The 11,197-nt window shown below is 70.9% G+C and carries 8 protein-coding genes, 1 tRNA gene and 1 pseudogene; 3 read left to right on the top strand and 7 right to left on the bottom strand.

What is annotated here, in order from left to right:
- From E1211_RS15505 to E1211_RS15480, 6 genes and pseudogenes are all read right to left on the bottom strand, one after another.
- A pseudogene (locus E1211_RS15505) lies at positions 1-1,063 on the bottom strand (protein kinase); the annotation flags it as partial.
- A 1-nt stretch (position 1,064) separates the two neighbouring features.
- Positions 1,065-2,573 (bottom strand): penicillin-binding protein 2, encoded by a 1,509-nt coding sequence (locus E1211_RS15500; RefSeq protein WP_132349632.1) that lies wholly within the window; start codon positions 2,571-2,573, stop codon positions 1,065-1,067.
- Positions 2,570-4,060 (bottom strand): FtsW/RodA/SpoVE family cell cycle protein, encoded by a 1,491-nt coding sequence (locus E1211_RS15495; RefSeq protein WP_132349630.1) that lies wholly within the window; start codon positions 4,058-4,060, stop codon positions 2,570-2,572. The genes E1211_RS15500 and E1211_RS15495 overlap by 4 nt, the downstream gene beginning before the upstream one ends.
- Before the next feature lie 28 nt (positions 4,061-4,088).
- Complete coding sequence (locus E1211_RS15490; RefSeq protein WP_132349628.1) at positions 4,089-5,585, bottom strand: PP2C family serine/threonine-protein phosphatase; 1,497 nt, start codon at positions 5,583-5,585, stop codon at positions 4,089-4,091.
- Entirely contained in the window at positions 5,582-6,067 is a 486-nt protein-coding gene (locus E1211_RS15485; RefSeq protein ID WP_120683594.1) for an FHA domain-containing protein, read from the bottom strand. The genes E1211_RS15490 and E1211_RS15485 overlap by 4 nt, the downstream gene beginning before the upstream one ends.
- A gap of 6 nt (positions 6,068-6,073) precedes the next feature.
- Positions 6,074-6,862, bottom strand: a complete 789-nt coding sequence (locus E1211_RS15480; protein WP_120683592.1) for a DUF3662 and FHA domain-containing protein — start codon at positions 6,860-6,862, stop codon at positions 6,074-6,076.
- Between the two features lie 207 nt (positions 6,863-7,069).
- On the opposite strand from E1211_RS15480, the gene E1211_RS15475 reads away from it, so the two are divergent.
- From E1211_RS15475 to E1211_RS15465, 3 genes are all read left to right on the top strand, one after another.
- A tRNA-Leu gene (locus E1211_RS15475) sits at positions 7,070-7,155 on the top strand.
- Positions 7,156-7,262: 107 nt separating this feature from the next.
- Entirely contained in the window at positions 7,263-8,336 is a 1,074-nt protein-coding gene (locus E1211_RS15470; RefSeq protein ID WP_132349626.1) for an NAD-dependent epimerase/dehydratase family protein, read from the top strand.
- Positions 8,333-9,139: a WecB/TagA/CpsF family glycosyltransferase gene (locus E1211_RS15465; protein WP_132349624.1), complete on the top strand. Its 807-nt coding sequence runs from the start codon at positions 8,333-8,335 to the stop codon at positions 9,137-9,139. Before E1211_RS15470 ends, E1211_RS15465 begins: the two co-directional genes overlap by 4 nt.
- 68 nt (positions 9,140-9,207) lie before the next feature.
- Here the strand turns inward: E1211_RS15465 and E1211_RS15460 are convergent, their stop codons facing one another.
- A complete protein-coding gene (locus E1211_RS15460; RefSeq protein WP_132349622.1) occupies positions 9,208-11,082 on the bottom strand; it encodes a S8 family serine peptidase in 1,875 nt (624 codons plus the stop codon).
- Positions 11,083-11,197: the final 115 nt, after the last annotated feature.

Raw genomic sequence — 11,197 nt, 5'->3', positions numbered from 1 at the left:
ACATCCCGCCGCAGGTGCGGTCGGTGGTCGAGCGGGCCATGGCCAAGGACCCGGCGGCCCGCTGGCCGACCGCCGCCGCGCTGGCCGGGGTGGCCCGGCAACTGAAGGCGGCCGGCGGTCGGGGTGCGGACGCCATGGGGCGCGCCTGCTGCGGGAGCGGCACCTGGGCCCGCCCGGGCGGCGCCGCCGGCGAGGCCGGGACACCCGAAATCGGCCGGGACTGCGCGCCCGTCCGGGCCTGCTGGGAGAGCGCCGCCTTCAGTTGCCGGGCCACCCCGGCCAGCGCGGCGGCGGTCGGCCAGCGGGCCGCCGGGTCCTTGGCCATGGCCCGCTCGACCACCGACCGCACCTGCGGCGGGATGTCGGCTGGCAGCGGCCGGGGCGCCTCCTGCACGTGCTTCATGGCGATCTCGAGGGGATTGTCCCCTTCGAACGGACGTCGCCCGGCGAGGCACTGGTACGCGACCACACCGAGGGCGTAGACGTCGGACGCGGGCGTCGCCACCTGGCCCATGGCCTGCTCCGGGGAGATGTACGACGCGGTGCCGAGCACCGAGCCGGCCGCGGTGAGCTGCCCGACCAGGTCGGAGCGGGCGATGCCGAAGTCGGTCAGCACCAGCGTCCCGTTCGGCCGGACGAGTAGGTTGCCCGGCTTCACGTCGCGGTGCACGATGCCCTTCTCGTGCGCTGCGTGCAGCGCGTCGGCGGCCTGCGCGACCAGCGCCATCGTCCGGGCCGGGGTGAGGCGGCCGACCCGGCTCAGCGTCGCGGAGAGCGGATCACCCTCGACGTACTCCATCACCAGGAAGGCGATCTGCTGGTCGTTGCCGAAGTCGTAGACGTCCACGACGCCGGGGTGGTTGATGGTGGCCATGGTCCGTGCCTCGCCGCGGAACCGTTCGGCGAAGCCCGGCTCGTCCAGCAGGGCGGGGAGCAGGCTCTTGAGGGCGACCGTGCGGCCCAGCACCTGGTCGGTGCCGCGCCAGACGTCACCCATCCCGCCGCTCGCGATCCGCTCGTCGAGGCGGTAGCGGTTGCCGAGCTGGACCCCGGGGCTGAGCATGTCAGCGACTCCCGGGGTCGGAGACGACCGCCTGCATGATCTTGCCGGCGATCCGGGCGGCCTCGGCGCTGCCGCCCGGCCCGGCCTGCTCCAGCTCGACGCAGACCGCGGAGATCGGGGTGCCGTTCTTGTCCAGGACGAAGCCGATGAACCAGCCGTGGTCGGGCCGGTCGGGCGCGGACTGCGCGGTGCCGGTCTTGCCACCAACCGTGTAGCCGTTGATCCGCGCCTTCGTGCCGGTGCCGTTCTCGACCACGCTGACCATCATGTCCCGCAGGTCGCCGGCGACCTGGCCGCTGATGGGCTGCCGCAGTTCCCGCGGCTCGGCCGTGTAGTAGCTGGTGGTCCGGTCCGGGCCCAGCAGCTGCCGCACCAGGTACGGGCGCATCTGCTTGCCGTCCTTGTTGGCGACGGCGGCGGCGATCATCGCGCCCTGCAGCGGCGTCATCCGCACGTTGTTCTGACCGATGGAGGACTGGGCCAGCGCGGCCGGGTCGGTGCCGCCATCCGGGTTCTGCATGTCCCCGGTCCGGCTGGCCGCCACCGGGAGCCCGCTCTCGCCGAGCTGGCCGACGGTCAGGTCCTCCTGCTCGAAGCCGAACTGCCGGGCCTTCTCCTTGATCACGTCAGCGCCGAGCCGCACACCGAGCTGGGCGAAGCCGGTGTTGCACGACTCGGTGACCGCCTCCATCAGGGTGACCTGATCCTCCGGACAGATGGATGCCGCCGCGTTGCGGATCGGGGTGCCCGAGGTCGGCGCGGTGTAGCTGGGCCCGGCCGGGATCTTCGTCTCCTTGCCGACGCCGTTCTCGAGTGCCGCGGCGGCGACCACGATCTTGAAGGTGGAGCCGGGCGGCAGGACCTCCCCGAGCGCCCGGTTCTTCAGCGGCCCGTTCTCGTCCTGCTCCAGCTCGTTGTACGCGGCGGTGGCCTTCGCGCTGTCGTGGCTGGCCAGCGGATTCGGGTCGAAGCTGGGCATGGAGACCAGCGCTTGCACCGCCCCGGTACGCGGGTCGATGGCGATCGCGGCGCCCCGCTTGATGCCGAGGGTGTTGTTCCGCAGCTGGTTGTACGCCGCGTCCTGGGCCTTCTTGGAGAGGCTGAGCAGGACGTTGCCGCCGCCGGTCTGGTCACCGGTGAAGAGGTCCTTGATCCGGTCGCCGATCAGCTGGTCGCTGGTGCCGGCGAGGAACTCGTCCTCGACCCGCTCGATGCCGGTCTCGGCCAGGTTGACCGGCTTGTAGCCGAGCACGTGGGCGTACTCCGCCCCGCCCGGGTAGGTGCGCAGGAACTTGAGCTTCCCGCCGGTGTCCTTGCTGGTGGCCAGTGCCGTGCCGCCGGCTTCGATGTTGCCGCGCTTGCGCTCGTACTCGGCGACCTGGACCCGGCCGTTGTAGTCGCTGTTGCGGTATTCGTCCGCCTTGTAGGCCTGGATCCAGTTCAGGTTCGCGAAGAGCAGGCCGAAGAGGACCATGACGACGATACCGGCGCGGCGCAGGGGTGCGTTCACGGCCTGATCACCTCCGTGGGGGCACCGTGCAGCTGCTCCGGCGGGCCGCCCGACCCTCGGGCGGGGCCACCACCGCCGGTCACCGGCCGGTGGGCCCCGTCGGAGACCCGGAGAAGCACCGCGATGAGCAGCCAGTTCGCCATCAACGAAGAGCCACCGGCGGAGAGGAACGGCGTGGTCTGACCGGTCAGCGGGATGAGCTTGCTGATCCCGCCGACGATCACGAAGACCTGCAACCCGAGGGTGAACGCCAGACCGCCGGCTACCAGCTTGCCGAACGAGTCGCGGACCGCCAGCGCGGCGCGCAGGCCGCGCTCGACGATCAACAGGTAGATGACGAGCAGCGCGGAGAGGCCGAAGAGGCCGATCTCCTCGCCGAGCCCGGCGAAGATGAAGTCGTTCTGCACCTCCGGCAGCAGGCCCGGCTGGCCCCCGCCCGGCCCGGCCCCGAAGAGCCCGCCGGTCCCGAGCGCGAGCAGACCCTGCACCAGCTGGTAGCCGTCGTTGTGCGGATCGGCGAACGGGTCCAGCCAGATCTCCGCCCGCAGGTAGAAGTTGGCGAACGGCCCACCGACGAGGTCACCGAGGACGTACGCCAGGTAGGCGCCGCCGAAGAAGAGCACCAAGCCGATGATCAGCCAGCTGACGCGCTCGGTGGCGATGTAGAGCGTCACCACGAACATGCCGAAGTAGAGCAGCGAGGTGCCGAGATCCTTCTCGAAGACCAGGACCAGGAGGCTGATCAGCCAGACCACGACCACCGGGCCGAGGTCACGCCCGCGTGGGAAGTCGATGCCGAGGAAACGCCGGCTCGCCAGCGAGAGCACCTCGCGCTTGCGTACCAGGTAATAGGCGAAGAAGACCAGCAGCGCCAGCTTGGCGAACTCGCCGGGCTGGATGGAGAAGGTGTCGCCGAACTTGATCCACAGCTTGGCGCCGTTGATCTCGGAGAACCGGCCGGGCAGCACGGCCGGGATCATCACCAGCACGATGCCGGCCAGCCCCAGCGTGTACGCGTAGCGGGAGACCGACCGGTGGTCGCGCATCAGAACGAGCAGCCCGGCGGCGAGGATCACCGAGACGAGCGTCCAGGCGAGCTGGCGGCCGCCCGTACCGGCGAACACGGCCAGCCCCTCCCGCGCCGCCGGGGTGGCCTCGTCCAGGTCCAACCGGCGCAGGAAACCCACGCCCAGGCCGTTGAGCAGCGCCACCGCCGGCAGCAGGGCCGGGTCGGCGAACGGGGCGAGGAACCGGATGACCAGGTGCAGGCCGAGGAACACGGCGCTGAGCGCGGCGGCCGGGATCCAGAAGTCCGGGGTGACCGTGTCGAGCATGGTCGCCTCGACGGTCGCCCCGTACGCGGCCACCAGCACCATGGCCAGCAGCAGCAGGGAGAGCTCGGCGTTGCGCCGGGACCGGGCCAGGCGTACGCCGGGCTGCTCGCCCGTGGTGGCGGGCGAGGCTGCCGGTGTGGCCGCTGCGGTCACGGAAGGGTCCTCGGGGTCGGGCCGACGCTCACTCGGGCGACCGGCAGCCGGCCGGATCGAGCGCCGGCGGAGCCGAGTCGGAGGGCGGAGCGTCGGGCGTGCTGGTCGGCTCGGTGCCGGCCACGCTACCGCTGGGGCTGGGGCTGGGGCTGTTCGAAGCCGTGCCGACCCGCCGGTTGCTGGCCGTCGGCGCGCCGACGGCGGCGCTGCCGCTCGGCGTCGGCGTCGTCACGACGCTGCTCGGCACCGGGCTCGACGAGGTCGGCGTGCTCGGCGAGGCGACCGGCGTGGACGGGCTCGGGCAGACCGGCTTGAGGTTCGGGTTGGTCGGGTCGTCGCTGGTCAGCTCGGCCAGCCGCCGCTCGGCGTCCGGTTCGCTCTTGGCGGGGATACCCTGCTTGACCTGCTCCTGAGCGGCCAGGGTCAGGTCGTCGAGCTGCGCCGGGCTGGTGGAGTGCACGGTGGAGAGGTCCAGGCCGGCGATCTGGCCCTGGATCCCGCGGAACACCGCGACCTGACCCTCCTCGGTCGCGCCCACGTAGTACTGCTGCTGGGTGTAGCTCCAGCCGGCGAAGAGGCCCCCACCGAGGATCACCAGCAGGGCGATCCCCATCGCGGCGGCGCGCACCGGCCGGTGCCGGCGCCGCTCGGGCTCGTCCTCCTCGGGGGTCGGCTCCTCGGGTGCCGGCGAGCGCGGCGCTGAGAGCGCCGAAGCGCGGGCGGCCGGGGTGGAGATGTCCGCCGAGGTCGCCATGCCCCGATCCCGGGCGGCGGCACCCCCCACGATCGGTGTCGCCTCGACGATGTCCTGGTCGGTCGCGTCGGCGATGATCACCGTGATGTTGTCCGGGCCACCACCGCGGAGCGCGAGCTGGACGAGCCGCTCGACGCACTGCTGCGGGTCGGCGTACTCACGCATGGTCTCCGCGATGGTGTCCGCGCTGACCACGCCGGAGAGCCCGTCGCTGCAGATCAGGTAGCGGTCGCCGGGGAGCACCTGGCGCACCGAGTACTCCGGGTCGATGTCCCGGCCGTCGAGTGCGCGGGTCAGCAGCGACCGCTGCGGGTGGCTGCTCGCCTCCTCGGCGCTGATCCGGCCCTCGTCGACGAGCATCTGGACGTAGGTGTCGTCCTTGGTGATCTGCGCGAACTCGCCGCTGCGCAAGAGGTACGCGCGGGAGTCGCCGATGTGCACCATGCCGAGCTTGCTGCCGGAGAAGAGCGTCGCGGTCAGGGTGGTGCCCATCCCCTCCAGTTGGGGATTGGCGTCCACGGTGTCGCGGAGTTGTTGGTTGGCGGTGCCGACGGCCGATCGCAGCGCGTCGACGAGGGCGTCACCCGGGACGTCCTCGTCGAGCGGCGCCATGGCACCGATGACGATGTTGCTGGCGACGTCACCGGCGGCCATGCCGCCCATGCCGTCGGCAACGGCGAGTAGCCGCGGTCCGGCGTAGACGGAATCCTGGTTACCGTCTCGGATCAGACCGCGGTCGCTGTGGGCCGCGTAGCGCAGGGTCAGAGTCATGGCCGTAATTCGAGGGAAGTGCGGCCGATCCGGATCGGCACGCCGAGGGGGACGGGGGTCGGTCCGGTGACCTTAGCGCGATCCAGATAGGTGCCGTTAGTCGAACCGAGGTCCTCGACGAACCACTGCCCGTCACGCGGCACGAGTCGGGCGTGTCGCGCCGAGGCGTAGTCGTCGGTGATGACGAGGGTGGAGTCCTCGGCACGACCGATGGTGATCTGCGCCTCACCGAGCGTGATTCGGGTGCCGGCCAGCTGACCGGCGGTCACCACCAACTGGTGCGCTGCCCGACCCCGCTTCACCTTCGCCGGCTTCGCCGCCTGACCCGCCACGGCGCCCAACGTCCGGGGCGCGGCGACCAGCCGGCCCGAGCGGGCACCCGCGAAGAGGTCGCGGCGGATGACGCCGACCACCGTGAAGACGAAGATCCACAGCAGGATCAGGAACCCGAATCGGGCAACGGTGATGACGAGTTCCGGCAACGCTGATCAGCCGTCCACGCGGAAGGTCAGTGTGGTGGTGCCGAGCTGGATCATGTCCCCGGGGTTGAGGGCGACGGCCGAGACCCGCTGACCGTTGACCATCGTGCCGTTGGTCGAGCCGAGGTCGGTCAGCACCACCTGACCACCGTCGAAGTCCAGCCGGGCGTGCCGCCGGGAGATCCCGACATCCGGCAACCGCAGGTTGGCCTGGTCGCCACGGCCGATGACCGTGGAACCCATCTGCAACGGGTAGGTGCGGCCGTCACCGGAGACCAGGCGTACGTTGCGCCCGCCGCCGTGCCCGGGCGGAGGACCGTACCCGCCGCCCTGGTCGTACGCGGGGTAGGCGGGCGGGCCGGCGTCGTAGCCGGGGCCCGGGGCCGGGGCCACGTCGCCGCCGGTGTAGACCTCGGCGGTGACCCGGAACATCCCGGTGTCCAGCCCGTCGCCGCGCTCGATCTCGACGATCACGTCGCCGTAGACCGTCCAGGCCTGCTCGCCGATGAACTCCGCCTGCGACTGGGCCAGCTCCTGGGCCAGCGCGGCCGCGTAGGGCGCCAGCCGACTGTGGTCGTACGGCGAGAGATCGATCACGTAGCGGTTGGGCACCAGGGTGCGCCCACCGGCCAGGATGGCCTTGTGGGCCTCAGCCTCCCGCTGCATGGCGTTGAGGATCTCCACGGGGTGGACCACCCCTTTGAAGACCTTGGCGAAGGCCCCCTCGACCAGGCCTTCCAGACGCTTCTCGAAGCGTTGCAGCACGCTCACCGGCTCCTCCTCGGGTCCCGAGGACATGATGGTATCCGGCCGGCGCGCGCGCAGCTCACACGCCGCTCGGCCGCCTGCTCCCGGCCCGTTCGGACGGGCCGCTCCTACCGTGCTACTCTTTCGTCCGCCACGAACGGTAACCGGTCGTGGCGATGACCGGAACAGCGTAATATGTGCCGGGCCCCGCCGCTGGCGGCGAGGTCGGGCCGGGTTACAGTGATCTGGTCGTGCCACGGGGAAGTGGCGGAATGGCAGACGCGCACGGTTCAGGTCCGTGTGCCCGAAAGGGCGTGGGGGTTCAACTCCCCCCTTCCCCACCACCACACGAGGGCTCCGCAGTCGCGGGGCCCTCGCGACGTATCGGGGCATGTCGAGCGTCACGCTATGCTCCGATGGATTTCTGCCTCCGATGGACCAGGAGTGGCGTGTGAGTGTCGCGTTGGTGACCGGGTCGGGCGGTCTGATCGGCTCCGAGGCGGTCCGGCACTTCGCCGGTCTCGGTCTCGACGTGGTCGGTATCGACAACGACATGCGGCAGCAGTTCTTCGGGTCGGAGGCGTCGACCGCGTGGAACGTGGAGCGGTTGACCCGGGAACTGGGCCCGGCGTACACCCACCACTCCCTCGACATCCGCGACCGGGACGCGCTGGCGAAGGTCTTCCGGCAGTACGGCTCGGACGTCGCTGTGGTGATCCACACCGCTGCCCAGCCCTCGCACGACTGGGCGGTCCGCGACCCCTACACCGACTTCGACGTCAACGCCGGCGGCACGCTGAACGTCCTGCAGAACGTCCGCGAGCACTGCATCGAGGCACCGGTCATCCACTGCTCGACCAACAAGGTCTACGGCGACCGGCCCAACAGCCTGCCCTTCGTGGAGCTCGAGACCCGCTGGGAGATCGAGCCCGGGCACCCGTACGAGCAGGGCATCCGGGAGGACATGTCGATCGACTCCTCCCTGCACTCGATCTTCGGCGCCTCGAAGGTCGCCGCGGACGTGATGGTGCAGGAGTACGGCCGCTACTTCGACATGCGTACGGCCTGCTTCCGGGGCGGCACCCTGACCGGCCCGGCCCACTCCGCCACCGAGCTGCACGGCTTCCTCGGCTACGTGATGCGGGCCAACATGGAGCGCCGGACGTACCGGATCTACGGCTACCAGGGCAAGCAGGTCCGGGACGCCATCCACAGCTCGGACGTGGTCGCGGCGTTCGAGGCGTTCTTCCGCAACCCCCGCTCGGCCGCGGTCTACAACCTGGGCGGTGGCCGTCACTCCAACACCTCGATGCGGGAGGCGTTCGCCGAGGCGGAGCGGATCACCGGCCAGGAGATGATCTCGGAGTACGTCGAGGCCAACCGGGTCGGCGACCACAAGTGGTGGATCGGCTCGAACGAGGCGTTCCAGACCGACTATCCCGAGTGGAAGCAGGTCTACGACGTGCCCATGATCATGCGGGAGATCCACGAGGCCAACGTGGACAAGTGGGTGCCGTCGGCATGACCCTCCAGCGCAAGCAGAACGTGCTCGGCGTCCTGGTCGACGCCACCGACTACGCCGAGGCGACCGAGCAGGTCGTCGCGGCCGCTCAGGACCGCCGCCCGCTGGCGCTGACCGCGCTGGCCGTGCACGGCGTGATGACGGGCGTGCTCGACCGGGCACACAACGCCCGGCTCAACTCCTTCGACGTCGTCACCCCGGACGGCCAGCCGGTGCGCTGGGCGCTCAACCTGCTGCACCACGCGGGCCTCAGCGACCGGGTCTACGGCCCGACGCTCACCCTGCACGTGCTCTCCCGGTTCGCCGACGAGGGTCTGCCGGTCTACCTGTACGGCTCGACCGAGGAGACGCTGTCCCGGCTGATCCCGGCGCTGGAGCGGATGTTCCCGGCCCTCAAGATCGCTGGTGTGGAGCCGTCCAAGTTCCGGCCCGTACAGCCGGGCGAGGACGTCGAGATCGCGGACCGGATCCGGGCCAGTGGCGCCCGACTCGTCCTGGTCGGGCTCGGCTGCCCCCGGCAGGAGATCTTCACGTACGCCATGCGGCCGCTGCTCGACATGCCGCTGATGGCGGTCGGCGCGGCCTTCGACTACCACGCCGGGCTGCTGCGCAAGCCCCCGCCGTGGATGCAGCGGGCGGGTCTGGAGTGGCTCTGGCGCCTGGGTCTGGAGCCCAAGCGGCTCTGGCGCCGCTACGTGATCCTGAACCCGGCGTTCCTGAGCCGGCTCTTCGCGCAGAAGCTCGGGCTGTGGAAGGCGGCCCCGCCGGCCCCGGGCACCGAACGCCCCGCGAGCTTCGCCGTCTGAACCCCGTTCGTCGGGCAGACGAGGCAGGGCCCCTCCCCGGGTGGGGAGGGGCCCTGCGTCTCCGCTGGTCAGAGGGCCAGCGACCAGGTGTTGATGTAGCCGGTGTCTCCCGAGTAGACGTCGCGCACCCGCAGCTGCCAGGTGCCGTTCGCCGCCTCGCCGGAGAGGTTGACGGTGTAGGTCGTGTTCACGTTGTCGGCGCCGTCGAAGAAGCTGCTGTTCTTCAGCCGGTAGGCCGAGCCGTCCGGGGCGACCAGGTCGATCACGAGGTCACCGCGGAAGGTGTGCACGATGTTGACCGGGACCTGCGAGCTGGCCGAGGCATTGCGGCCACAGCCGGAGATCACTATCGAGCTGGCCACCGTGGCCCCGGTGTCCGGGATCGCGACGTCGGTGCCGTTCGTGCCCGAGCAGCCGCCACCCGTGCCCGTCACGGTCAGCGTGTAGGTGGCCGTACGGGTCGCCGACGCGCCGGTACCGGTGATCGTCACCGGGTAGCTGCCGGCCGGCGTACTCGCCGAGGTGGTGACGGTGAGGGTGGAGGACCCGCCCGAGGTCACCGTCGCCGGGCTGAACGAGGCGGTCGCACCGCTCGGCAGGCCACTGGCGGAGAGGCTGACCGACTGGGCGGAGCCGCTCGTGGTGGCCGTGCCCACGGTCGCCGTGACCGAACCGCCGGGCGCGGTGGAGCCGGAGGTCGGCGACACCGAGACGGAGAAGTCGTTGGTGGGCGGCGGGGTGGACCCGTTCACCACGTAGAGCAGCCGGTTGGGGGTACCGGTGCCGAGGTTGGTCAGCACGTTCGGGGTCGAGTTGTTGACCAGGTTGTCCCGGACCTGCTGCGGGGTCAGCCCCGGACCCGCGGAGAGCACGAGCGCCGCGACTCCGGCGACGTGCGGCGAGGCCATCGAGGTGCCGCTGATCGTGTTCGTCGCGGTGTTGCTGGTGTACCAGGCGGAGGTGATGTTCACGCCCGGGGCCAGGATGTCGACGCAGGTGCCGTAGTTGGAGAAGCTGGCCGCCGCGTCGTTGTTCTGCGTCGCCCCGACGGTGATCGCCGGGCCGACCCGGGCCGGCGAGTAGTTGCAGGCGTTCTGCCGGTTACCGAAGATGTCACCGTTGCCGGCGGCGACCGCGTACGTGATGCCGGAGTTGATCGAGTTGGTGACGGCCGTGTCGATCGCGCTGTTGGCCGAGCCGCCGAGGCTCATGTTCGCCACCGCCGGCTTGACCGCGTTCGCGGTCACCCAGTCGATGCCGGCCACGACCTGGGCGTTCGTGCCGCTGCCCTGGCAGTTGAGCACCCGGACGCCGACGAGCTGGACGCCCTTCGCCACACCGTAGGCGGAGCCGCCGACCGTGCCCGCGACGTGGGTGCCGTGACCGTTGCAGTCGTCGGCCGCGCCGCCGTCGATCGCGTCGTAGCCGGAGACGGCCCGCCCGCCGAAGTCGTTGTGGGTGAATCGGATACCGGTGTCGATGATGTAGGCGCGGACGTTGGACGCCGTGTTCGGGTAGGTGTAGGAGCTGTTCAGGGGCAGGTTCCGCTGGTCGATCCGGTCCAGCCCCCAGGACGGCGGGTTGGGCTGGGTGCCGGCGATCGAAACGGTGTGGTTCTGCTCGACGTACGCCACGGCCGGGTCGGCGGCGATCCGTGCGGCGGCCTTCTCGTCCACCCGCGCCTCGAACCCGCGCAGCGCGGTGTCGTAGGTGCGGGCGACGGATCCGCCGTGCCGCCCGGCCAGGCGGTGGGCGTTGTCGCTGACGGAGTCCCGGCCGACCGCGGTGTCCTTGAAGACGACGATGTAACTGTCGGCCACGGCGGTGGCCCCGCCCGCCGCTCGGATGGTGCCGGTCGGTTCGGCGGCCAGTGCGGGCGTGGCGGCGGCCAGCAGGCTCAGCGTGGCCACCCCGACGAGTACGGACCTGTGGGCAAGACCCATCTCTCTACCTCCCTCCGACTGGCAGCCGTCCGAAACGGGTACCCGATCGGATCGACGGCTGCCGATCTAGCCGAGAGTAGAGCGCGGGAGCGCCTCATTGAAACATGTCGAATCT

The organism is Micromonospora sp. 15K316 (assembly GCF_004348525.1).
GTDB lineage: Bacteria > Actinomycetota > Actinomycetes > Mycobacteriales > Micromonosporaceae > Micromonospora.
This window is presented reverse-complemented; position numbering and strand designations above follow the sequence as displayed.

What these genes read in the sequence shown, in the direction of transcription:
- E1211_RS15490 (WP_132349628.1), bottom strand. Translation starts at nt 5,585, where the DNA reads ATGACTCTGACCCTGCGCTACGCGGCCCACAGCGACCGCGGTCTGATC.
- E1211_RS15480 (WP_120683592.1), bottom strand. Translation starts at nt 6,862, where the DNA reads ATGTCCTCGGGACCCGAGGAGGAGCCGGTGAGCGTGCTGCAACGCTTC.
- E1211_RS15465 (WP_132349624.1), top strand. Translation starts at nt 8,333, where the DNA reads ATGACCCTCCAGCGCAAGCAGAACGTGCTCGGCGTCCTGGTCGACGCC.
- E1211_RS15460 (WP_132349622.1), bottom strand. Translation starts at nt 11,082, where the DNA reads ATGGGTCTTGCCCACAGGTCCGTACTCGTCGGGGTGGCCACGCTGAGC.